This is a genomic window from Klebsiella sp. HMSC25G12 (assembly GCF_001807705.1).
Classification (GTDB): Bacteria; Pseudomonadota; Gammaproteobacteria; order Enterobacterales; family Enterobacteriaceae; genus Klebsiella; species Klebsiella variicola.
On record NZ_KV789880.1, the window covers coordinates 1 to 21,631 of the forward strand.

Annotated in this window: 21 protein-coding genes and 1 pseudogene; 10 read left to right on the forward strand and 12 right to left on the reverse strand. The window is 54.9% G+C overall.

Translation table 11 applies throughout. The features are described from left to right. Window positions 1–19: 19 nt before the first annotated feature. The 3 genes from HMPREF3096_RS29185 to HMPREF3096_RS11630 form a co-directional block, all read right to left on the reverse strand. The gene (locus HMPREF3096_RS29185) at window positions 20–229 is read right to left on the reverse strand and encodes a carbohydrate porin (RefSeq protein WP_228704801.1); all 210 of its coding nucleotides are present in this window, start codon (window positions 227–229) and stop codon (window positions 20–22) included. A gap of 844 nt (window positions 230–1,073) precedes the next feature. Further along, window positions 1,074–1,565, reverse strand: a complete 492-nt coding sequence (locus HMPREF3096_RS11625; protein ID WP_070544428.1) for a DMT family transporter — start codon at window positions 1,563–1,565, stop codon at window positions 1,074–1,076. Between the two features lie 9 nt (window positions 1,566–1,574). Continuing rightward, on the reverse strand, window positions 1,575–2,009 hold the full coding sequence (locus HMPREF3096_RS11630; RefSeq protein ID WP_012541664.1) for a DMT family transporter: 435 nt from the start codon (window positions 2,007–2,009) through the stop codon (window positions 1,575–1,577). A gap of 99 nt (window positions 2,010–2,108) precedes the next feature. On the opposite strand from HMPREF3096_RS11630, the gene HMPREF3096_RS11635 reads away from it, so the two are divergent. The 3 genes from HMPREF3096_RS11635 (at window position 2,109) to HMPREF3096_RS29190 (ending at window position 4,754) form a co-directional block, all read left to right on the forward strand. Next, window positions 2,109–3,044 carry a LysR family transcriptional regulator gene (locus HMPREF3096_RS11635; protein WP_012968167.1) on the forward strand — a complete coding sequence of 312 codons (936 nt, stop codon included), beginning with the start codon at window positions 2,109–2,111 and terminating at the stop codon, window positions 3,042–3,044. 252 nt (window positions 3,045–3,296) lie between these two features. After that, entirely contained in the window at window positions 3,297–3,653 is a 357-nt protein-coding gene (locus HMPREF3096_RS11640) for an ASCH domain-containing protein (protein WP_165451318.1), read from the forward strand. Window positions 3,654–3,854: 201 nt separating this feature from the next. Next, the gene (locus tag HMPREF3096_RS29190; protein WP_077270165.1) at window positions 3,855–4,754 is read left to right on the forward strand and encodes a hypothetical protein; all 900 of its coding nucleotides are present in this window, start codon (window positions 3,855–3,857) and stop codon (window positions 4,752–4,754) included. Between the two features lie 461 nt (window positions 4,755–5,215). On the opposite strand, the gene HMPREF3096_RS11650 is transcribed toward HMPREF3096_RS29190, so the two are convergent. Next, a complete protein-coding gene (locus HMPREF3096_RS11650) occupies window positions 5,216–6,016 on the reverse strand; it encodes an AraC family transcriptional regulator (RefSeq protein ID WP_008804809.1) in 801 nt (266 codons plus the stop codon). A gap of 92 nt (window positions 6,017–6,108) precedes the next feature. Between HMPREF3096_RS11650 and HMPREF3096_RS11655 the strand changes: the two genes are divergently transcribed. Beyond that, window positions 6,109–6,834 (forward strand): type 1 glutamine amidotransferase, encoded by a 726-nt coding sequence (locus HMPREF3096_RS11655; RefSeq protein WP_070544429.1) that lies wholly within the window; start codon window positions 6,109–6,111, stop codon window positions 6,832–6,834. A gap of 118 nt (window positions 6,835–6,952) precedes the next feature. Here HMPREF3096_RS11655 and HMPREF3096_RS11660 read toward each other — a convergent pair whose 3' ends face one another. From HMPREF3096_RS11660 to HMPREF3096_RS11670, 3 genes are all read right to left on the reverse strand, one after another. Further along, window positions 6,953–7,606 (reverse strand): LysE family translocator, encoded by a 654-nt coding sequence (locus tag HMPREF3096_RS11660; protein ID WP_032733156.1) that lies wholly within the window; start codon window positions 7,604–7,606, stop codon window positions 6,953–6,955. A gap of 187 nt (window positions 7,607–7,793) precedes the next feature. Next, complete coding sequence (locus tag HMPREF3096_RS11665; protein WP_004199962.1) at window positions 7,794–8,018, reverse strand: hypothetical protein; 225 nt, start codon at window positions 8,016–8,018, stop codon at window positions 7,794–7,796. A gap of 203 nt (window positions 8,019–8,221) precedes the next feature. After that, window positions 8,222–8,989, reverse strand: a complete 768-nt coding sequence (locus HMPREF3096_RS11670; protein WP_016161089.1) for an AraC family transcriptional regulator — start codon at window positions 8,987–8,989, stop codon at window positions 8,222–8,224. 109 nt (window positions 8,990–9,098) lie between these two features. On the opposite strand from HMPREF3096_RS11670, the gene HMPREF3096_RS11675 reads away from it, so the two are divergent. After that, window positions 9,099–9,890 carry a sulfite exporter TauE/SafE family protein gene (locus HMPREF3096_RS11675; protein ID WP_070544430.1) on the forward strand — a complete coding sequence of 264 codons (792 nt, stop codon included), beginning with the start codon at window positions 9,099–9,101 and terminating at the stop codon, window positions 9,888–9,890. 87 nt (window positions 9,891–9,977) lie between these two features. Here HMPREF3096_RS11675 and puuE read toward each other — a convergent pair whose 3' ends face one another. From puuE to HMPREF3096_RS11690, 3 genes and pseudogenes are all read right to left on the reverse strand, one after another. Further along, a complete protein-coding gene (puuE, locus tag HMPREF3096_RS11680; protein WP_004176098.1) occupies window positions 9,978–10,910 on the reverse strand; it encodes an allantoinase PuuE in 933 nt (310 codons plus the stop codon). Next, window positions 10,795–11,666 (reverse strand): annotated as a pseudogene (hpxA, locus tag HMPREF3096_RS11685) (allantoin racemase). Before hpxA ends, puuE begins: the two are co-directional and overlap by 116 nt. After that, window positions 11,666–12,382 carry a GntR family transcriptional regulator gene (locus HMPREF3096_RS11690; RefSeq protein WP_070544431.1) on the reverse strand — a complete coding sequence of 239 codons (717 nt, stop codon included), beginning with the start codon at window positions 12,380–12,382 and terminating at the stop codon, window positions 11,666–11,668. The pseudogene hpxA and the gene HMPREF3096_RS11690 overlap by 1 nt, the downstream one beginning before the upstream one ends. A gap of 144 nt (window positions 12,383–12,526) precedes the next feature. Here HMPREF3096_RS11690 and HMPREF3096_RS11695 point away from each other — a divergent pair, with 144 nt between their 5' ends. Both HMPREF3096_RS11695 and guaD read left to right on the forward strand, forming a co-directional pair. Continuing rightward, window positions 12,527–14,023, forward strand: coding sequence for an NCS1 family nucleobase:cation symporter-1 (locus HMPREF3096_RS11695; protein ID WP_008804801.1), 1,497 nt, complete (start codon window positions 12,527–12,529; stop codon window positions 14,021–14,023). A 100-nt stretch (window positions 14,024–14,123) separates the two neighbouring features. Beyond that, on the forward strand, window positions 14,124–15,434 hold the full coding sequence (gene guaD / locus HMPREF3096_RS11700) for a guanine deaminase (RefSeq protein ID WP_050887133.1): 1,311 nt from the start codon (window positions 14,124–14,126) through the stop codon (window positions 15,432–15,434). Window positions 15,435–15,555: 121 nt separating this feature from the next. Here guaD and HMPREF3096_RS11705 read toward each other — a convergent pair whose 3' ends face one another. Together HMPREF3096_RS11705 and HMPREF3096_RS11710 are read right to left on the reverse strand one after the other, a co-directional pair. Then, window positions 15,556–16,497: a hypothetical protein gene (locus HMPREF3096_RS11705; protein ID WP_004189966.1), complete on the reverse strand. Its 942-nt coding sequence runs from the start codon at window positions 16,495–16,497 to the stop codon at window positions 15,556–15,558. A gap of 124 nt (window positions 16,498–16,621) precedes the next feature. Next, on the reverse strand, window positions 16,622–17,878 hold the full coding sequence (locus HMPREF3096_RS11710; protein WP_012541652.1) for a sensor domain-containing diguanylate cyclase: 1,257 nt from the start codon (window positions 17,876–17,878) through the stop codon (window positions 16,622–16,624). A 397-nt stretch (window positions 17,879–18,275) separates the two neighbouring features. Between HMPREF3096_RS11710 and HMPREF3096_RS11715 the strand changes: the two genes are divergently transcribed. The 3 genes from HMPREF3096_RS11715 to HMPREF3096_RS11725 all read left to right on the forward strand — a co-directional run bounded on the left by HMPREF3096_RS11715 (window position 18,276) and on the right by HMPREF3096_RS11725 (window position 21,617). Next, entirely contained in the window at window positions 18,276–19,316 is a 1,041-nt protein-coding gene (locus HMPREF3096_RS11715; RefSeq protein ID WP_039103584.1) for a LacI family DNA-binding transcriptional regulator, read from the forward strand. 191 nt (window positions 19,317–19,507) lie between these two features. Next, window positions 19,508–20,431, forward strand: a complete 924-nt coding sequence (locus HMPREF3096_RS11720; RefSeq protein ID WP_032733076.1) for a TIM barrel protein — start codon at window positions 19,508–19,510, stop codon at window positions 20,429–20,431. A gap of 13 nt (window positions 20,432–20,444) precedes the next feature. Beyond that, a complete protein-coding gene (locus HMPREF3096_RS11725; protein ID WP_070544432.1) occupies window positions 20,445–21,617 on the forward strand; it encodes a Gfo/Idh/MocA family protein in 1,173 nt (390 codons plus the stop codon). Window positions 21,618–21,631: the final 14 nt, after the last annotated feature.

Genomic DNA, 21,631 nt, shown 5'->3' on the forward strand with positions numbered 1-21,631 from the left:
TACCCGAAATCTGATTTATTCAACAAAGCCCTGCTGAGCTGACCGGGTTTCTGTTTGTTTTATCAGCTTGCTTATACCTGGTTAATTCTGCTTTTGTGCTTTTTAATTCTGCAGTGTTTTCCTGGAGTTGTTTTTCAAGCAAAGCCAGTCTCTCTTCCACTGTTAAACTCTGTCCATAAGCATTGCTGAACATGGCAGAGATAAGGCAAAATAGAATAGTCTTGTTCATATTTTAAATATTCTCATGTAGATTACAGGGGTAAAGCGTATATTAAAATAAAATCATACCTCACCTTCCCAGGGTAGAAATATATATAGTAAGCAAGCCTATTTAGCCTGATCATTTCATAGCTATTTGACTCCAGCGAAATGGATCGATGCTTAACATTAATATTGAATTATGAAATGAAAAATTGTTTTCAAAAAAATTATTTGCTTGTTGTCACTCCTTTAACTGTGCCGATTCGCAACGTGAACGGAGACTTCTCTTGTCTTATCTCGTCACAACAGTTCTGTTTTTACAAATGAACCCAAATGACTGCCCTGCCCGATAAAAGTAAGCTTGACGCTATTTGGATTATCCGGAGCAGCATTTTTCTTCATTTAAGCTAAGCTGTCGTCGGGTAGAACCATGTTCAATATGTTCAAAATTGCTTGCCCCGCTGTTCAATTTACGTATTTTCTGCGCTGTTTTTTTGGAATCCATTTGCCACCCCAGAAGCAAAAAAAAAGACCTGAGATGAGCAATGAATAGGTCTAAATTCATCGCTCATCTCAGGTCTTGCCTGTTTTACCAGTTACACGCCTGTCGTTCTGCCCGTGTATTTAAATATTTTGTAGGAGGGTTTTACAATAGCTTACTTTGAATTTTTTTTAAAATGTGACATGTCTTACAAATTTCAACCGTTGCCGGATGCAAATTAAACGACGTTTCTCAACAGCAAAAGCGGGATAAACTCTACCCACACCGGGTTTCTGTCCCTGTAATATGCCCATGGCATCGCTGTGTAACACCTGAAGAGTGTCAGGATATTTCTGGCACTCTTCAGAGAGAACACCTGAACTGGCCGGGCTTATGTGTTAGCGTTTTCCTGCTGCCGGGGAGTTTTCGCCGTTGCGGCTTTTGACTTACTGCTGGAGTAAATGAAGAACAGCGCGATACCCAGGCAGATAATGGCGCCGATTCGGCTCATCGAGAATGGAATCGACGCATTGCCCAGCCAGCCGAAGTTATCGATCAGCATGCTCATGGTTAACTGGCCAAAAATGACAGCGACCGTAGCCACTGCCGCGCCAATACGCTGGACGGCCAGTACCATAATAACGATATACGGTACGCCAAACATTGCGCCCAGCAGCTGCCATTTAGGCACGTCCATCAACGTCAGGGTGTGTTTGGGTTCGAAGAAGAAGATCAGCAGCCCCGTCACCAGGGCGCCGATAGAAAATGTCAGGAACGCGCTTTTGAATACGCCGACCTTGCTGCCCAGCTGGCCATTGATAGCCGCCTGGATACTCAGCATGGCGCCACCGGCGACGGCGAGCAGAATCATGATAATAGTCATAATGTTACTTTACCCCTGTGCAACCATAGCCAGCGCTGCAATGATGAAAATCAGCGCAATGATACGCTTACTGTCAATTTTCCGGCGCGACGTACCGAGCAGACCGAAGTGATCAATAATCAGGCTCTTGAACACCTGGCCTGCCAAGATGCCGATCATAGTCATGGCGATGCCGATTGCCGGCGTTACCACGGTCAGGATGATGACGTAAATCGGCCCAAGCACGCCGCCAAGTAGCTGCCACGCTGGTTGCGCAAAGAATGACGGGCTGTTACGCGGGCTGAAAAAAAGCATCAGCAGGAAGGTCAGCGCCGCGCCCACGCCAAATATGCTGAAGGTAGCCCAGAGGTCACCGACCTCCCCACCCAGTGGCCCGAGCAATCCTGCCTCTATGGACAGTCCCATGCCTCCGGCAATGACGATAAAAATCAATATTAGTTGCATAGCAATCAGTCTCCCAAAGTCCAGGCGGAGAAGATTACGACTTAACATGGATGAGAAAAATGCCATAATGAGATAAACACCTATGCAGGATATGCATTAATGAATGGCCTTGGGAACATCAGTATTCGCGCCCTGCTGATTTTTATAGACGTTTATGAAACGCAGAATTTCTCTGTGGTGGCCCGGCGGGAAGGGATATCGGCCTCTCAGGTATCACGCGTCATCCATCAGATGGAGGATGTGCTCGGGCAGCAGCTTTTTTACCGCAATACCCGGGCTATAATCCCGACGGAAAGCGGCCATCTTTTTATCCGCTATGCGCGAGCGATGACTGGCAGCATGGAAGAGGCGCGGCGGGAACTCAATGAGAGAACGCTTGAGCCTTCCGGAATGGTCCGCATAAACGCACCGGTGTTCTTTGGACAGCGCCATGTCGCACCCGCGTTACCCGGCCTGACGGAGCGATATCCGAAGCTTAGTATTGAGCTTACGCTAACTGATGATTACATCGATCCGCACCGGGAGCCGGCTGACGTGATTTTCCGGATTGGCGTGCTGACGGATTCCGCCTTTCATGCGCGCGTGTTTGGCCAGCAGTTCTATCATCTTGCCGCGTCACCGGATTACATCCGCCGGCACGGCATGCTGGGATCACCCGAAGAGCTCGCGCGGCATAAATGCCTGGTCTATCGTGGTTCGTCAGGACCAAACCAATGGCTGCTGCGCAGGCACGGAGAGGAATGGGTGCACTATCCCGTCTCGCCCCTGATGTCATCGAATAATGCGGAAACCCTGCTGATTGCCGCACTCGGGGGGATGGGGATTGTGCTATTTCCTGACTGGCTGATTGGAGACCGGCTGAAGAGCGGCGAGCTGGTCGGACTACTGCCGGAACTGGATACATCCATAAAAACGGAGCCACAGCACATCGCGGCAATCTATCCGAATGCCCGCCACCCTCCGCTGAACGTTCGGGCGATTATCGATTACTACCTGGACGCGTTCGGTTCACCGCTTTACTGGCAGTCTGAATAAGACAGGCGACTTTATGGCTCGTCTCGAAGTTAACTTCCGTTTCTGGCGCAGAGCAAACGCGTTAAATGCGCTTAAGGTCTGTTTTGAGCGAAGAACGGACCACACTATCTAAAGAAAGATATCGCTGATAATGTTGGGACCGCTCATGTTAAAAAAGGTATGCCATTTCTTTTCATTGACGATAACGAAGGGATTTTCATGGTTGAGGTTGAGGAAATAAAAAAGAAGTATCCCGGCGCAGATGCCTGGCAAATGGGTGACAGCCCGGAGCTGGCCAACCAGCTTGCGGAACTGATCAAAATAGGCAGAAAAACAGCTTCTTGCGGATCTTTTGCCTCTTACCAGCATGAAAAATCTGCTCCGAGGATAGGGAGTTATCACATTATTCTTGATGGCCAGAATGTTCCAGTTTGCGTGATCAGACTGATTTCGATGCAGCTGGTTCGTTTTTGTGATGTCACAGAAGCGTTCGCCCGCAAAGAAGGTGAAGGCGATTTAAGCCTTGAATACTGGAAGAAAGAGCATCAGAGATTTTTCAGCTCTGAAGGTCATTTTTCTGAAGATATGGAGTTGATCGCAGAAGAATTTGAAGTGGTTGAAGTGCTGTGAGACAAGGTCAACGGGTTGACGTTTTATCACTGACCACTGATAACACTGTTCGCTTCTGGCGCGGAGCGGACAAGCTGTCGAGCTAAAGGTCCGCATTGAGCAAGGAGCGGACGTGCCAGCTATAATTGGTAATAAAATGAGAGTAGAACTATTCTGATTTGTTTAAAAAAACATTTTTACATCCAAGGGCAAAATATTTTTATGCTATCTTACATGCTTTCTCAATATGCCAGGCTACCTGTGCCTGAAGTTACTCTACGTTCATGGTTAAAACAATGGTTGTCAGAGCAGGAATCGAGGTGTACGGACAGAAGTTTCTCGGCGCGATTTCCCTGGAGAGAAACTGGATTATGTCAGGAATATTTTTTACAACGAAAACTCAAAATTGATGGAAAGCAATTTCTTACTGGCCCCCGTTATCAGGGCGGAAATATTAACAAACCTTTTATTGATATTGTAGGTATGGATTCTGACCTAAATCATACTGCATTAGAACTCATTAGTAAGGAATGGTCACAACTCAGAGCTCAGTATGTCCGCATTCTTGTGCCAGGCCAGTCCTTCCCGCAGGGTATTCCCGACCAGTATATATATGCCACGTCTTTTTCTGAACCCCCTGAATTCAATGATAAATCTCTTACTTTGCAAGTGGCGACATACGAAGATTTTGACTGGTGTTGTCAGGCTCTGGGCGATGCCTATAAGCATACATGGCAGACAGTTCGTGAACTGTCTGCAAGTAATTTGGTAGCAGTTGATGACGAAGAGTTGTGTGACCATATTTCTGAGAGAGAAGTATATATTATCTATGAAAACGATGTTCGCGCCGGGTTGCTAATATGCCAGAAAGGAAACCTCGCTTTTCTGAGAGGATATCGTATTACTGACAAAGTAATACTTCCTGCTTTTCGTGGTCGATCATTGTCGGCCCGAGCGCAACGCCTGCTGTACCGATTATTAAATCATTCCGATTCGGAACTATCTTTGTATATGGGCACAATTATTCCGGAGAATATCCCCTCGATGAAAACTGCAGAAAGAGCGGGACGAACTTGCATCCTAAGTTATCAATTTCTACCCATCTGCAGAACCCACGATTAACATCAACGCTAATTTATCTTCAGCATACTTCCGCTTTTGGCACACAGGGGATGTCCAGGGCCCGGGAGTACTCACCTGGACGCATTAATGGGCAGGATGTGATTGTTGCGCAGGCTATCATATGGCCTGAGGTACAGCAGAATCAGGCTTCGTAGCAATGAGTCGGCTCACAGCGTCCGGAATCCACCCGGTGCCGTAAATCACCGTAAGGTCTGTCATAAGGTAATTTCATCACGTATCGCGACACCTTTTTTCTTCACGCAGGCCTTCTCTTTCACGGTTTGTCAGAACTGTGGACCGCAGTAATCTCCACTTCGTGCTTTAATCAATGAGAGTGTATCGGGTGCAAATTAAACTACCTTTCTCAACAGCAAAGGCGGGATACCCCTACCCTCGCAGGGTTTCTGCGTCTGGTAATATGCCCATGACAGTCTCAAAGACCGCTTTGAGGGTTTCCCGGTTTAAGGCACAAAATCGCGTGGCGTTGACCCCAGAATGCAGCGAAAAGCAGCGGTAAATGCCGCCGGGCATGAGAAACCAAGCTGGTAAGCGACCTGTTTGATTGGAACGCCGTTCGCGAGAAGATCCAACGAAGCGCAAATTCTGGCTCTCTGCTTCCATGTTCTAAAACTAAAGCCTGTATCCTTCATAAACAATCGGGAAAAGGTCCGTTCCGACATGGCCGACATAAAAGCCAGCTCGCTCAGCGATGCCTCCCAGCGCTGATTGACCAGTAGCGATCTGGCCGCGCTAAATAATCGCTCATCATTCGGCATGGGAAGCGCCATCGTTAAAGGTGGAGCCTCGCTGAGAATTTCCAGAAGCAACAAAGCTATCTTCCGTTGACTCGGTCTGGCGTAGTCCTCACTGAACAGCCCAGCGATAAGCTCTTTGACTAACGGCGTAGCCGTGATCACATGTACCTGCTGACTCTTCGTAAAGCTCGTACATTCTGCGATAAGGCTACTGCTGAAATAGATCGCCCTGAGATCGGTTTGTGAAAGCAGATGGTAACTATGGATATGCAAAGGCGGTAGCCATAATGCCCGCTGAGGAGGGATCACCCAACGGTCACTCTCTGTTTGCACCAGCATAACCCCTCTGGTGGCGAAGAGTAGCTGCCCCTCAACATGATGATGGGGAGGATCTACCTCGCCGCGTTGATAGCTTATCGCAGTACTGGACCAGCCTGTGGCCTCATCATGTCTTGGCGCTTTATCTATACTACCTGGCATTTCAGATTTAGCCCCTGCCATTATCATATCGAAACTGGAACCACCCGGAGTAGAGCCATAGGCAATGGGTGCGTGACTTATCATTCTGATCATCAAAGATATGACAGGAGCTTAACCTCATGCGTGTACACTTTATCGTACATGAAAGTTTTGAAGCGCCGGGCGCCTATGAAACCTGGGCAATAAACCAGGGCCATGATGTAACTTACTCACACGTCTATGCAGGCGATCGGCTACCTGATGACGCCGTAGGCATCGATTTTCTTATCGTTATGGGCGGTCCGCAAGATCCGGACACGACGCTTGAAGCGTGCCCGCACTTTAATGCTAAAGCGGAACAGGCGCTGATTGCTTCCGCGGTTAAAACCGGTAAGGCGGTGATCGGTATCTGCCTGGGTTCACAGCTAATCGGTGAAGCGCTGGGCGCGCCCTTCTCTCATAGCCCGGAAAAAGAGATTGGTAAATTCCCGATCACATTGACCGAAGACGGCGGGAAGGATGAGATGTTCTCTCACTTTGGGAAAACACTGGAAGTGGGTCACTGGCATAACGATATGCCAGGTTTGACGCCGGGGGCTAAAATTATTGCTTACAGCGAAGGCTGTCCGCGGCAGATTGTTGCCTATTCAGACCGCGTCTTTGGTTTCCAGTGCCACATGGAGCTCACATTGGACGTTGTAGAACGGCTGATCGCTCATTCTGAGAAAGACCTGAGCCGTGCAGCAGAATATCGTTTCGTTGACACGCCTGAAGCGCTCCGGGCGCACGATTACAGTGAAATGAATCAAGTACTTTTTGGCTTTTTGGATAAGCTGGAAGTACGTTACAAAGCAGCGCAAGCATAATGTCATGCTCGGTGAGCTTGCCATCGGGTCCGCTCCTGGCACAGAGCGGACAAGCTACCTGAGTTGAAGGTCTGCTATGAGCGAAGAGCGGACAGTGGCTTTACCCTTTCGGTAAAACTTAACTGGAAGGTTTCGATACGACACCAGACCCGCTAAACAACATGCGGATACCGAGGCCTATCATGACAACGCCTGTAAATCGTTCCTGCCATTTGATAAAGCCTGGGTGTTTACTTAGCCAGTTTCCAAATGTCCCTGATGCCATCGCGACTGACCCCAGGGAAATAATTCCTGCCACCTTCTGGATACTACCCAGAACAAGCAATTGCAGCCAGACAGGACCCGCGGCAGGATCGACAAACTGAGGAAGAAAAGCGAACATGAACAGCAGGGATTTTGGGTTGGTCAGGCTGTTCAGGGCGCCTTCCTTAACGGCACTCCAGTCAGAAATTTTGGCAGTTTTTCGCAGCCGCGTATCTGTGCCTGAAGTCGCAATCATTTTTATGCCCAGCCACATCAGATAAGCCGCACCAGCCCACCGTAACAGATCTAGCGCGACTGGGCAGGCATGAACAACGGTTACCAGCCCCAGGACCAGAAATGAAACTTGCACAAAACCCGCTACAAATACATTGCCCAGTACCGTAAGCAGTGCGATACGTCTTCCCTGACCGACGCCTCTGGCAATAGTCAACATCATGTCTGGCCCCGGAGAGATCTCCAGAAGCGTTAGCGCGAGGAGGAAAGTTATAAACGTTTCGATAGAAGGCATCGTGGTGGAGTCCGGAAAAATATTTCCGCTACGTTACCTCAGTCCGATTCGAGCCGAAAGCGGAATGTACTGCAGCGTCAGCTTTTGGCACAGAGCGGACATTCCCCTTTGCCGACGTGAAAACCGCTATTGTCTGACCTCATTCTGATCAGCCAGATGTTCTGTCCCGCCGCCCTGCCGGCGGCCTCTATCTCAGTAAAACCTGAATCAGCTGCACGACGATATACACTCCCGCTACCACCTGTATGATCCGAAACCCCCATCTCAGATAGCGCCATTGATGGCGTTCGCTGGCATCAGCGGCTTCAATGGCGGGATCATAACGTTTTCTTTTCCTGGTTCTGAATGTATCGAATCCCCACAGGATGAGAAGAAAGATGATGATGATTTTTTCAACGATAAGATGGTTCACAAAGAGAGACTCCGGTCTTCTCACGGTTACAGGCAGAATAGATAAACCGCCTGGATGTAGCCACCACTAAATGTAGGGGTACCTGAAGACGCAAGCCAGGCATTCCCGGATTGTCTGTCTTATGACTACGTTAGCGCATAGCAACGCCATAAAAGCGACATTCATTTCCGACACATGCTGCCGGAGTCCCCTTCCCCGACGCATCAGGCTGGGTGATAAAACGATGGCGGCTGCCCGGTCACGCGGCGGAACATGGTGGCGAAAGAGGACGCATTATCGTATCCAAGAGATAATGCCACTTCGTTCACCGGTTTTCCTGCTATCAACCATGCCAGGGCGCTCACCACGCAGGCTCGCTGACGCCAGGCGGAAAATGACAGGCCCAACTGCTTCAGGAAATGCCGGCGAAAGGTGCTCTGGCTCATAAACAGCGCCCTGGCCCAGCGTGCCGCAGGATCATGGATAGAGGGGTTAAGCAAAAAAGCCTGACAAAGCGCCAGCAGCGCCGGATGCTGCGGCAACGGAATGTCAAATTCGCGGACCGGCATGGCGGCCAGTTCCAGCAACATCAACTGTATCAGCGTGCGATCGCGTGGGCTGTCGTACAACGGTGGTAAATCCACAGCCTCAAGCAGTAGCTGGCGCAACAGCGGCGAGACGCTGATCACTTCGCAACGACGGTGTTTAATGAAAGCGGCCACATAATCTGGCTCAATATATAAGCTACGCGTGGTCACCCCCACAAATCTGACGGCGTGCACGGTTTCAGGAGGGATCCAGACAGCATGTTGCGGAGGAACCACCCATTCTCCGTCCTGAGTGGTGACATACATCAGTCCGGTCGCGCCATACAGCAGCTGTGCGCGACGATGCTGGTGCGGTGGCAGTATATACCCTTGCGCATAGTCATTGCCTAACGCCACCACTTCGCGATCGAGCCGATCGACCTCGTCAATTTTTACGTTGCGCACACCTGCCCCCCTCTGACCGATTTACAAAGGTAATTGAGCGCTACGCAAATGGGAAGCCGTACGCGACCGGTATAAGCTGCTCGCTCATTTTCAGGTCAGGGATATTTTCTTGAATGATATCGTTATTATTGCGCTGGCTGGCTTTACGACCGGCATTACCACCGTGCTGTTCGGCTTCGGGGGCGGCTTTGTGGTGGTGCCCTTTGTCTATCAACTGATGCTTCGGCAGCCGGAACTTACGGGAAACGCCATGCATGTCGCGGTGGCTACCTCAACGGCGGTGATGATATTTAACGCCGGCTGGGTCAGCTATCGAAACTGGCGGGCGGGCAAGCTTGCCGCGCAGACGCTGTTTCCGTTGTTATGGTTTATTGCCATTGGGGCGGTGGTCGGCTCCTGTCTGGCGGGGATATTGAGCGAGAAGATCGTTCGCGCGCTGTTTATTCTCTATATGCTGGCAACCATCAGCGATTGTTTGTTGCGCAAAGGTTTCTTCAGGGGCAGCGCTCGGCGTCGGCTGTCCCTGCCAGTGGTCACTGGCGGCGGTATGGTTATCGGTATGATTGCCGCATTGCTGGGCGTGGGTGGCAGCGTCATGACGGTGCCCCTGCTACGGCGACACGGGTATGAGATGCAGGAGTGCGTTAGCGCATCCAACCCGCTTTCTTTGCCCGTGGCGCTATGCGGGGCTGTGACCTATGCCGTCATTGGCTGGCACAGCATTCCGCTGAGCGGATTTCTTGGGTTTATCAGCCTGAAAATTTTAGGCCTGCTCGTCCTGACCGGCTGGGCCGGGATAGTGTTTAGCCGCCGGGCAATCCCTGCGGTATCTGATGTATGGTATGCACGCATCTATGTGCTGCTGCTGTGCCTGGTACTCCTCGCCATGCTCTTTCAATAATCAAAATACATCCTGGTGAACCGGTTCAACAGACGCGACCGGGCGGTACCCTCTCCCTGTGGAGAGGGCCAGATGAGTGGCAGCAAGCTACCCGCGATACGGATGGGTTTCGCGCCAGTGGTCGGCAATTTGCTGCCGGGTGCAGACCCACACCTTGTCGTGCTGCTGGATATAGTCAAGGAAACGCTGCAGCGCGCGGAAACGGCCCGGACGCCCAAGCAGTCGGCAGTGCATCCCCACGGACATCATCTTCGGCGCGGTTTCACCCTCGGCGTACAGCACGTCAAAGCTGTCTTTCAGATAGGTATAAAACTGCTCCGCGGTGTTGAACCCCTGGGCGGTGGCGAAGCGCATGTCGTTGGCGTCGAGGGTATAAGGCACGATCAGGTGTGGCCGCTGGCTGCCGTCGCTGCAGGCCACTTCGCTCCAGAAAGGTAAATCATCGCCGTAATAATCGCTGTCGTAGTCAAAGCCGCCGTGCTCCACCACCAGCTGGCGGGTGTTAGGGCTGTCGCGGCCGGTATACCAGCCGGTGGGCGGTTTGCCGAACAGGTCGGTCAACACCTGCACCGCTTTTTGCAGATGCGCGCGCTCCTCGGCAATATCCATGTGCTGATAGTGGATCCAGCGCCAGCCGTGGCTGACCACATCGTAATCCGCGGCCTTGATCGCCGCCACAATCTCCGGGTGCCGCGCCAGCGCCATCGCCACGCCGAAGACCGTCAGCGGCAGCCCGCGCTGGCTGAACTCACGATGGATGCGCCAGAACCCAGCCCGGCTGCCGTACTCATAGAGTGAGTCCATCGACATATGGCGTGCCGGGTAGCTGGCGGCGCCGATAATATCGGACAGGAACTGTTCCGAACCCGCATCGCCATGCAGGACGTGATTCTCCGCGCCTTCCTCATAGTTGAGGACGAACTGCACCGCGATCCGCGCCCCGCCCGGCCAGCGCGCGTGCGGTGGCTCCCCTGCATAGCCTCGCAGATCGCGAGGATAGTGTTCCTGGTTCTCTCCCATCTCCTGCCCCTTTTAAAATGGATTTAACGACTGAAACTGTCCGCTTAACGCTTTTTTCTCCGGGAACGCTAAGTCCCCGTGCTTGCTGGTCGCCAGGCCCAGCGCGACCAGTGACTCCACCATCTTCACCGCCGCGCTGACGCCATCGATCACCGGCACCCGCAGCTCGCGAGTCAGCTCCTGCGCCAGGGTCGCCATCCCGCCGCAGCCAAGGACAATCGCCCCGCTACCATCCTCTTTCAGCGCGCGAATGCAGCGCTCACGCACTTTCTCCTGCGCCAGGCCGCTGCCGTCTTCCAGCGCCAGCACCGGCAAATCAATGGCGTGCAGCGCCGCGCAATGTTGATGAAATCCGTACTGGTGCAGCAAATGACGGGCGATGATCAGCGTGCGCGGCAGCGTTGTGACAATGGAGAAACGGGTGGCAACCATCGTCGCCATATGCATCGCGGCTTCCGCAATGCCGATCACCGGCCCCTGGGCCAGCTCCCGCGCCGCCAGCAGCCCCGGGTCGCCGAAGCAGGCGATCACATGCCCATCCACTCCCTGCTCGCGTCCGGCCTTGATCTGCTCCAGCACGCCGACCGCGGCGATAGCTTCGTCAAAGTGGCCCTCAATTGACGGCACCCCGGCGCGGGGACAGACCGCAAGGATCTCGGTACCCGGCGCAGCGACCGCACGCGCGGCGGCGCCTATCGTTTCAGTCATCGCCAGGCTGGTATTAGGGTTGATCACTTGTATACATATGGCAGACATCACGGCTCCTTGTGGCCGGCGAACAGCCGGGAAAAATCAGGCAGGCTGACGCCATCGCGCTCGAAGCACAGGCTGGCGACAATATGATCAAAATGGTGCATCAGCGCCTCGCTGAGCGGCTGCAGGGCTTTATCCCGTAGCAAACCCACCAGCTGCTGGTGATCGTCGCAACGGCAGCCCTGTCGCCAGGGAGAGCCCCAGGCGGCAATCACTAAAGAGGAGCGCTGGCTGAGGCGGGTCACCATCTCGGTGAGCACCGGGTTGCCGGAGATAGCCTGCAGCTGAATATGAAAGTCAGCGGAGTGGCGGATCGCCGCCGGGCCGTCATGTGCCTCATGGGCCTGCTGTTCACGCTGAATAATGTTCTCCAGCGCCGCCAGATGCGGCGGCTGGCAGCGCGCGATCACATCCGGCAGATTAGCGACCTCAAGCAGCGCCCGGGTACGAAAGATCGCCTGGGACTCTTCCACGCTCGGGCTGGTGACGTGTGCACCACGTTTGGGCGTTAACGTGACCAGTTGCACAGCGGCGAGTCGTTGCAGCACCTTTCTGATGCCGGTGCGACTCACGGCGAACACCTCCGCCAGCGCCTCTTCCGGCAGTTTGCTGCCCGGAGGCAACTGATGTTCGACGATGGCCGTCATCAGCGCCTGGTAAATGCTTTCGTCCTTGTCCTGCAGCGCTGGCGCGGCCTGGAGACGATGTTCATTATTCATTAACCCACTCCGGTTTCACTTATCGATAGCAGATCGTATACATAAAATTTATTTTTTGTATACAAGATTCATCATTCTGGCCTGGATCCTGCAATAGCCTCAGCAATCCATTTCAAAGGGTTTTCATTCAGAGGAGCAGGTTTCATGCCACATTCATCCCACACGCAGCAGAAGAAGACTCACGAGGCGGCCGCCAGCTACAGTCCGCGGCTATGTAATGAGGATCTGGCGCCCACCCGCGACCAGAACTGGAGCTGGTACAATATTTTTTCATTCTGGATGTCGGACGTGCACAGCATGGGCGGCTACGTAGTAGCGGCGAGCTTCTTTACGCTTGGACTGGCCAGCTGGCAGGTTCTGCTCTGCCTGCTGGTCGGCATCTGTATTGTGCAGCTGTGCGCTAACCTGGTGGCGAAGCCGAGCCAGATGGCCGGGGTGCCATACGCCGTTATCTGCCGTCAGGCGTTTGGCGTCTTCGGCGCCAATATCCCGGCGGTGATCCGCGGGCTGATCGCGTTCGCCTGGTACGGTATTCAAACCTATCTGGCGGCGAATGCCCTGATGCTGGTTCTGCTCAAGTTCTGGCCCTCCCTTGCCTCGCTGACCAGCAGCAGCTTTCTCGGGCTGTCAACGCTCGGCTGGCTGTGCTTCGCCACCATGTGGCTGCTGCAGGCGATGGTGTTCTGGCATGGCATGAACGCCATCAAACGCTTTATCGATATCGCCGGTCCGGCGGTTTATGTGGTGATGCTGGCGCTGGCCGGCTGGATTGTATACAAGACCGGTCTGGATGGGATCTCCTTTACCCTCGCCAGCAAATCCCTGAGCGCCGGCGAGCAGACCTGGCAGATGATCACCGCCACGGCGCTGGTCGTCTCCTACTTCTCCGGGCCGCTGCTTAACTTCGGTGACTTTTCCCGCTACGGCAAAAGCATGGGCGAGATCCGCCGCGGTAACCGCTGGGGTCTGCCGTTTAACTTCCTGCTGTTCTCGGTGGTCACCGTGGTGATTGTCTCCGGCACCCAGTCGCTGTTCGGCAAAATGATCACTGACCCGATCGAAACCGTCAGCCGCGTGGGTAACGATCTGGCGGTGGCCATTGGCCTGCTGACCATGATTACCGCCACCATCGGCATTAATATCGTGGCTAACTTCGTCTCTCCGGCCTTCGATTTTTCCAACTGCGCGCCACAGAAAATCAGCTTCCGTACCGGCGGGATGATTGCCGCGGTGGGATCGATACTTCTGACGCCGTGGAATCTGTTTAACTCGCCGGAGCTGATCCACTATACCCTCGACGTACTGGGCGCCTTTATTGGCCCGCTGTTTGGCATTCTGATCGCCGACTTCTACCTGATCAAACGCGGCCGGGTGTCGGTGGACGATCTGTTTGACGATACGCCGAAGGGCAAATACTGGTACCGCAACGGCTTTAACCCGAAAGCGATTGCCGCCCTGCTGCCGTCGGTGGGCCTGGGGCTGATCATCAGCTTTATTCCGGCCCTGCATGAAGTGGCGAACTTTAGCTGGTTTATCGGGGTCTTCCTCGGCGCCACCCTCTACCGCTGGCTGGCCCGCGACGAGCGTGAAGCACAGGCGACCGCAGCCTTTCATTCCGGCGCGGTAGCGCAAAAAGAGTAACCCTCCCCACCTGCCGCGGCGTCTGGCCGCGGCAGGCTGAAAACTGGCACCAATCTTGCTGTTTATCACTATTCCCAGGCGTTAAGAGAAGGCAGGTTCGATGATGGATTACCAGACCGCGGTACGCGGTGCATTTTTTGATATTGCCGGCGTGGCAGAGACCCCGGATGAGGTGGCTGCTCAGGCCCGTTATCTCGATGATGGCCTGTTGTTCTTGCGGGACGGGAAAATTATCGCGCTGCTGCCATGGCAGGAGGGCGAAGCCTTTCTGCATCCACTGAAGGGTTATGTCGATCAGCGAGGCAAGCTGCTGCTGCCCGGGTTTGTCGATACCCACATTCACTATCCGCAAACGGAGATGATCGGCGCCTTTGGTGAACAGCTGCTGGAGTGGCTCACCACCTACACCTTCCCGGTGGAGAGTCAGTTTGCCGATGCGGATTACGCGCAGGAGATAGCGCAGTTTTTTGTTAACCAGTTGATTAGCCATGGCACCACCACCGCGCTGGTGTTTTGTACCCTGCACCCGGCTTCGGCCGAGGCGCTGTTCAGCGAGGCGCTGCGTCTGAATATGCGGCTGATCGCCGGCAAAGTGATGATGGATCGCCATGTGCCGGATTATCTGTGCGAAACCGCCGGGGAGAGCTACGAGCAGACCCGTGAGTTGATCCTCCGCTGGCATCAGCGCGGGAGGCTGGGCTATGCCATCACCCCGCGCTTTGCCCCTACCTCGACACCGGCGTTGCTGGAGGCCGTGCAGCGCCTGCGGACTGAGTTTCCCGACACCTGGCTGCAGACACATCTCAGTGAAAACCGCGAGGAGATCGCCTGGGTTAAACAGCTGTGGCCTGAGCATGCGCGCTATCTGGATGTCTATCATCACTATCAGCTCACCGGCGAACGCAGCGTATTTGCTCACGGGATCCATCTCGATGATGCCGAGTGGCAGTGCCTGCATGACACCGGGTCCGCCGTTGCCTTCTGTCCGACCTCGAATCTGTTTCTCGGCAGCGGACTGTTCCGCCTGCCCGCCTGCTGGCAGCACCAGGTGCGGATGGGCATCGGCAGCGACGTCGGGGCTGGCACCACCTTCAGCATGCTTCGGACGCTGGGCGAGGCCTATAAGGTAGGACAACTGCAGAGCTATCGCCTGCGCGCCAGCGAGGCCTTCTATCACGCCACCCTCGGCGGGGCGCGCGCCCTGCGGCTGGAGGATAAAATTGGCAATTTTCAGCCGGGCAAAGAGGCAGATTTTGTGGTGATTGACCCGGCGGTCACCCCGCTGCAGCGTCTGCGCACAGGCCGCTGCCATGACATTTATGAGCAGTTGTTCGTGCTGATGACCCTGGGAGATGAACGCAATATCAGCGAGACGTGGGTGAATGGCGAGCGGGTGTGGTGTCAGGATTGACCCTCACCCTGGCCCTCTCCCAAAGGGAGAGGGAACCGTCCGGTCATCGTTGCGACGCTGGCACGCCTCCAGGTCCTCTCCCGGGGGGCCTGTGAATTGCCTGGCACCAGAATTTGGGTAATCAAAAACTCATTGCCAGGCCTACGCCATAGCCCGTGGTGTTATTGCCGAACATATAGCGCGCCACCAGTCGGGTGCGGGTGATAAAGACCGGGTATTTACTGCTGTCCAGCTCGAGGCCAACCCCCAGGGAGGTCAAACCGGTAAAGCCCAGCGCCCCTCGCTGCTCGCCGAGAAATTCAGTATGCGCCCCCTCCAGCACATAACGCAGCGGGTTGCCCAGCAGCGTCCAGTCGGCTATCGGCGCGCGGCGGCGCAGATACAGGCCGAGATTCTCCGCGCTGGCCTCGCCCTGTACCACCTCGGCGCTACTGCCGAAACTTTGCAGATGCATATAGGAGTAACGCAGTTCGGCATCAATATCCTGGGTGGCAGAGAAGCGTTCGTAATCCAGCATCAGTGCCCCGCCCAGCCCCCAGGCGTTGAACCGACCGCCGTCGAGAAATTGCAGATCGGCGTTGGTTTTTCGCTCAATTGCCCAGCTACCAATACGCGCATCGCTGGCCAGGGTACCGAGCATCACATTGACGATCGGCCGCAGCACCAGGTTGCCTCCGAGGCTGTCCCGGTGCAGCGAAAAATCCCAACCGACGCCGCCGGTGGTGGTCAGACTGTTCCATTTGGTCGGCACATTCCGCGTCTGTTCGCCATTGCTGACCACAAAGCGCGGGTCGTAACGGCTGTAACCCATCGTACCTTCAAGGTACAGAGGAAACGACTCGCTGAGGGTTGCCCCGCCGCCAAACTGGGTGATGGCCAGATTATGTTTGTCGTTGCTGCCGGAACCAATGTTGAGATCGCTGGCGGTCACGTCAGGGACGACGGTATAGCTCATCAGAGTCAATACGGCATCGGCACGCTGTTTGATGGCGTGGCCGTTCGCCGCCAGCGTCGCTGGCGCGGAAAGCGAAAGTACCGACAGGAGAACGAAAAGACGCACCATATGTCGTTTGCCACCTCAGCGACAGGCTAACAATATTGCCACCTAAATCAGCAGGCTGGCGTTCACTCAGTATAGTCGGTGAGTCAGCCTGCGCGTCCGGCGGGGAGAAAAAGCATCGGGCTGGTCAGGCCGCGCCTCCGCGGCTGTGCAGCAGTTCCACATTTTCAAACGGCAGGCGCGAGACCCGGTTGCGCCCACCATTTTTGGCCACATACAGCGCTTTATCAACGCGGGAAAAAAGCTGATCAATCGCTTCCCCGTCATGGTGTTCGGCCACGCCGATGCTCACCGTCACCGACAGCGTCTGATACTCGCTGACCGCCTGGCGGATCCCTTCCGCCAGTATCAGGGCGCGCGCTATCGGCGAATGAGGTAAAAAGAGCAGAAACTCTTCTCCCCCCCAGCGATAAATTTTATCTTCGCGATCCACCGACGTTTCCAGAATGCGGGAGATCACCAGCAGGACTTCATCCCCTTTTTGATGACCGTGAATATCATTAATGCTCTTGAAATGATCGATATCGATTAACAGCAGACAAAAGCCTTGCGCGATAAATGACGGCGCCTCGACGAGGCGATAAAATTCACGGCGATTAAGCAATCCGGTGAGCGGATCGTGGGCGGCAGAGAATTCCAGCTCTTTTTTCAGATGCACTTCCTCGGTGATATCGTGAATAATGCACAACATCAGTCGAATATTATAAAGCACTACGGGCCCGGCATAGGTTTGGACATGGCGCAGCGTACCGTCGGCTAAAATATGCGTAAAATTAAGCGGTTTATGCCCGCCTGGCATATTGGCAATATTATTCATGATGGGGATCACGTCCCGACCAAGGGTATTAATTTGCCAGGTATGTTTATTGCGCATTTCCTCATCGGAATAATGATAAAAACGCAGCGCCGCAATATTGGCATCGACAATTCGACCATCCTTACTGGGATCGATCAATAGCATCGGCGCGGTATTGGTCATAAAAAAACGGGCAAAAAAACCATTGTTGCGTCGCTGATAACGGCGGGAGCCGGTGTGAATGGATTGATTTTGCGCCAGCAGCTTCACGGCTTCAAACAGCAATAAGGTACCGCTGTCGTCGGTGTCGACCAGGGTGGTTTTACAATATACCGACTGCAGGCCCTTGCCCGTCTGTAACGTCCAGACTTCAAATATCTCGGTCATCGTATCGAGATAGCGAAGATAATGTTGTAACTGCGTTTCAGGACAGGTCGAATAGATACCGTTACGCATCTCCTTCAGCGACATATCGCCGCTCAATGTCCGGGAAGCCGGATTGGCATAGACCACACTTTCAGTAAAAGGATGGACTACCCATATCGGGGTACTTAATACATCAAAAACAGCCAGTTCTTTTAATAACATACAGGCCCCAAACCGACCAATTCCCGGCGCAGAAGCGACACATAACGATATGCGTCCCTGACGCTGGTATAAAGTGATAACAAAACAACCGAATAGCCTTAATGACGCGCGTGCGCGGCAAGTATAGTCGGTTCTGCACGCAGCGACGCCCACCCGAGGCGACTTTGCGCGTGGTTTAACCGTCTGGATGCGATAATGTCTTTTTTATTAATTCTATTTCAACAGCATAGCAGCAATACCAGAACTGGTAGTCGCTTTTGATCACAGAGTGTGTCTATCGGTCTTCTCGCCCGTTGGCTGCGTATTGGCTTTGTCCAGGATGCCCGCATTGCGGCTTTTATGCCCAGACTAATCGTGATAGTTTCTATCATAACTCTCATCACAAACGGCCATCATAGTGAAAAAATCCGCTACTAAAATCACGCTTGCCGATATCGCACGTGAAGCCAACGTCGGTATTGCCACCGTCGACCGGGTGCTCAACAAGCGTGCGGCGGTGAAGGAGTCCACGGCATTGAGCGTACTGGAGGCGGCACGACGACTGGGGTTTACCCTCGAGCAGCCCCACTATCGCCTGGCGGCGGGGAAAGCGCCGGTCACGGTCAGAATGGGGTTTATTCTGCTGCAGGAGACCCACTCCTTCTACCTGCCGCTGGCCCAGGCGCTGACGCGAGAGGCCGCCCCATGGCTACCGGCGGGCCAGGTGCCGGTGATACTGCATTTTGCCATCGATGCGGTGGAAGCGATGGCTCAGGCCATTCACCGGCTAAGTGACGAAGTGGACGTGTTAGGCCTGGTGGCGCTGGACCACCCGCTGATTCGCCACGCGGTGGCCCGGGCTGCCGCCCGTGGCGTTCGCGTGTTCACCCTGCTTTCGGATCTGTCGGTCCCTCAGCGCAGCGGATATATCGGCCTCGATAATCAAAAAGCCGGGCGCACTGCGGCCTGGTTTATTGAGCGCTTATGTCGGGGTAATGGCGAAATTGGCATTATCATTGGCGACAATCGTTTTACCTGTCAGGAAAGCTGTGAGATCAGCTTCCGCTCCTGCCTGCGTGAACAAGGCATGGGGCAGCAGATCCTGGAGCCGGTTCGCAGCCATGAACGGGCGGATATCGCCAGGAGCGTGACGGAGCAGATGCTGAGTCAGTACCCGGCCCTGCAGGCGATCTATGCCCCCTGCGGCGGCGTCGAAGGCATTGTCGAGGCGCTGCGCGACAGCGGCCGTCAGCAGGCGATCACTCTGGTCTGCCACGGTCCGCTAAACGACAGTGAACTGGCGCTGATCGATGGCACCATCGACATCATGCTTAACCACCGGCTGGAGGCGTTTGCCGCTGCCACGCTACGCACCATAACGGACGCGGTTTCTCGCTCGCACAGCGAGGTGATTTCTCTCCCTCAGCCTTTCGATATCATCACCAAAGAAAATATGTAAATTCCCGGCCCCGCCGCCGCCGGGGCCAGTTAACGGGCAGACCGCGCCCGCCCTCAATTTGATAAAAAACTATCAAAAACCACATCAATTCAAAGCATGATGGCCATCAAAAAATCATCATTCCATCATTGTTGAGAATGAAATATTTATTCAATACTCAGCGGCATCCCCTGTGTAAAAAGGAAGCCAACATGACACTCTCAATCGCCAATGCCCCCTGCAGCTGGGGCGTGGATGACCCGAAAAACCCTGACCTTCCCGCCTGGGCTACCGTGCTGAAGGAGGCGGCGCAGGCCGGCTATCGCAGCATTGAGCTGGGGCCCTGGGGCTACCTGCCCACCGACCCGGCCAGCCTGCGCGCGGCGCTGGAGCAGCATCAGTTGTCGCTGGTGGCCGGTACGATCTTTGACGATCTGGTCAGCGAGGCCCATTTCCCCACCCTGGTGGCGCTGACCCATCAGATCTGCCGCAATCTGTCGCAGGTTCCGGCCGCCGAACCCACGCCAGGGCATCCTGTTCAGCCGCCTTACCTGGTAATTATTGATTTCGGCAACCCTGAACGGGCGCGCTTTGCCGGGCGCGGCACGCTCGCTCCACGTCTTGATGACAAAGACTGGCAGCGCATGATGGCGCACATTACCGCCCTCAGCACCCTCGCCTGGCAGGAGTACGGTGTGCGGGCGGTTATCCATCCCCACGCCGGGGGCTGCATCGAATTTGCGGATGAAATCGAGCGGCTGGCGAACGATATTCCACACGACGTCGCGGGATTGTGTCTGGATACCGGGCATCTCTACTACGCCGGTATGGATCCGCTCGACTGGCTGGATCGCTATTACGCACGACTCGACTACCTGCACTTCAAGGATGTGGATCCGCAGGTTTACCAGCGCGCCATCGCCGAGGGCATCGACTTTTTCACCGCCTGCGCCGAAGGGGTAATGTGCCCGCTCGGCAGCGGCGCCATTGACTATCCGGCCATCAAAGACTTTCTCGCCCGCCGAGGATATCAGGGCTGGATAACCATTGAACAAGAGCGCGACCCGCGCCATGCCGCAGGCAGCCTGCAGGCGGTCACGGAAAGTCTGCGCTATCTGCGCGACGTGGGATTCTGACAGGAGACGCAACATGATTAACGGTTTAAAACCTCTCGATCGCACCCTGCGCTGGGGCATGGTCGGCGGCGGCGGCAGCAGCCAGATCGGCTATATTCACCGCTCAGCGGCGCTGCGTGATAACACCTTTACGCTGCTGGCCGGCGCCTTTGATATTGATGCCGAACGCGGACGCCAGTTCGGCCAACAGCTGGGGGTGGATCCCGACCGCTGTTACGCCGACTACCAGAGCCTGTTCCGCGGTGAAGCGGAGCGTCTGGACGGCATTCAGGCGGTGTCGATTGCTACACCAAATAACACCCATTATGCCATCTGCCGGGCGGCACTGGAGGCCGGGCTGCACGTGGTGTGCGAAAAGCCGCTGTGCTTCAGCAGCGAGGAAGCTGACGAACTGGTGGCGCTCAGCCAGCGGCAGCAGAAGATCCTCGGGGTGACCTACGGCTATGCCGGCCACCAGCTGATCCTGCAGGCCCGGCAGATGATCGCCGACGGGCTGCTGGGCGACATCCGTATCGTCAATATGCAGTTTGCCCACGGTTTTCACGCCCAGCCCGTGGAGCTGGAAAACGCCAGTACCCGCTGGCGGGTCGATCCTCGCTTTGTCGGCCCCAGCTATGTTCTGGGCGACCTGGCCACTCATCCACTGTTTCTGGTTGAAACCATGGCTCCGCAGCTGAACATCACCCGGCTGATGTGCGCCAGACAAAGCTTCGTCAAAAGCCGCGCGCCGCTGGAAGATAACGCCCATGTGCTGATGGAGTATGACAACGGCGCCGTTGGCTCGCTGTGGAGCTCCGCCGTTAACTGCGGCTCCATGCACGGACAAAAGGTGCGTATCGTCGGTGAAAAAGCCAGTCTCGAATGGTGGGATGAACAGCCCAACCAGCTGCGCTATGAAATCCAGGGCGAGCCGGTGCGTATCCTCGAGCGCGGCATGGACTATCTCGATCCGCTGGCGCGTCAGGATGACCGCATCGGCGGCGGCCATCCGGAGGGACTGTTTGAGGCATGGTCGAATCTCTATCGCCGTTTCGCCATCGCCATGGATGCCGCCGACCGTCGCGACGAAGCGCTGCTGGCCGACTTCTGGTATCCGGACGCTCGCGCCGGCGCGTTCGGCGTGCGCTGGGTGGAAAACTGCGTACGGTCTGCCGACAACGGCGCCTGCTGGGTCGACTTCCGCTAACTCACTGGCTCAGG

What these genes read in the sequence shown, in the direction of transcription:
- HMPREF3096_RS29185 (WP_228704801.1), bottom strand. Translation starts at nt 229, where the DNA reads ATGAACAAGACTATTCTATTTTGCCTTATCTCTGCCATGTTCAGCAAT.
- HMPREF3096_RS11625 (WP_070544428.1), bottom strand. Translation starts at nt 1,565, where the DNA reads ATGACTATTATCATGATTCTGCTCGCCGTCGCCGGTGGCGCCATGCTG.
- HMPREF3096_RS11630 (WP_012541664.1), bottom strand. Translation starts at nt 2,009, where the DNA reads ATGCAACTAATATTGATTTTTATCGTCATTGCCGGAGGCATGGGACTG.
- HMPREF3096_RS11635 (WP_012968167.1), top strand. Translation starts at nt 2,109, where the DNA reads ATGAATGGCCTTGGGAACATCAGTATTCGCGCCCTGCTGATTTTTATA.
- HMPREF3096_RS11640 (WP_165451318.1), top strand. Translation starts at nt 3,297, where the DNA reads ATGGGTGACAGCCCGGAGCTGGCCAACCAGCTTGCGGAACTGATCAAA.
- HMPREF3096_RS29190 (WP_077270165.1), top strand. Translation starts at nt 3,855, where the DNA reads ATGCTATCTTACATGCTTTCTCAATATGCCAGGCTACCTGTGCCTGAA.
- HMPREF3096_RS11650 (WP_008804809.1), bottom strand. Translation starts at nt 6,016, where the DNA reads ATGATAATGGCAGGGGCTAAATCTGAAATGCCAGGTAGTATAGATAAA.
- HMPREF3096_RS11655 (WP_070544429.1), top strand. Translation starts at nt 6,109, where the DNA reads ATGCGTGTACACTTTATCGTACATGAAAGTTTTGAAGCGCCGGGCGCC.
- HMPREF3096_RS11660 (WP_032733156.1), bottom strand. Translation starts at nt 7,606, where the DNA reads ATGCCTTCTATCGAAACGTTTATAACTTTCCTCCTCGCGCTAACGCTT.
- puuE (WP_004176098.1), bottom strand. Translation starts at nt 10,910, where the DNA reads ATGGGAGAGAACCAGGAACACTATCCTCGCGATCTGCGAGGCTATGCA.
- HMPREF3096_RS11690 (WP_070544431.1), bottom strand. Translation starts at nt 12,382, where the DNA reads ATGAATAATGAACATCGTCTCCAGGCCGCGCCAGCGCTGCAGGACAAG.
- HMPREF3096_RS11695 (WP_008804801.1), top strand. Translation starts at nt 12,527, where the DNA reads ATGCCACATTCATCCCACACGCAGCAGAAGAAGACTCACGAGGCGGCC.
- guaD (WP_050887133.1), top strand. Translation starts at nt 14,124, where the DNA reads ATGATGGATTACCAGACCGCGGTACGCGGTGCATTTTTTGATATTGCC.
- HMPREF3096_RS11705 (WP_004189966.1), bottom strand. Translation starts at nt 16,497, where the DNA reads ATGGTGCGTCTTTTCGTTCTCCTGTCGGTACTTTCGCTTTCCGCGCCA.
- HMPREF3096_RS11710 (WP_012541652.1), bottom strand. Translation starts at nt 17,878, where the DNA reads ATGTTATTAAAAGAACTGGCTGTTTTTGATGTATTAAGTACCCCGATA.
- HMPREF3096_RS11720 (WP_032733076.1), top strand. Translation starts at nt 19,508, where the DNA reads ATGACACTCTCAATCGCCAATGCCCCCTGCAGCTGGGGCGTGGATGAC.
- HMPREF3096_RS11725 (WP_070544432.1), top strand. Translation starts at nt 20,445, where the DNA reads ATGATTAACGGTTTAAAACCTCTCGATCGCACCCTGCGCTGGGGCATG.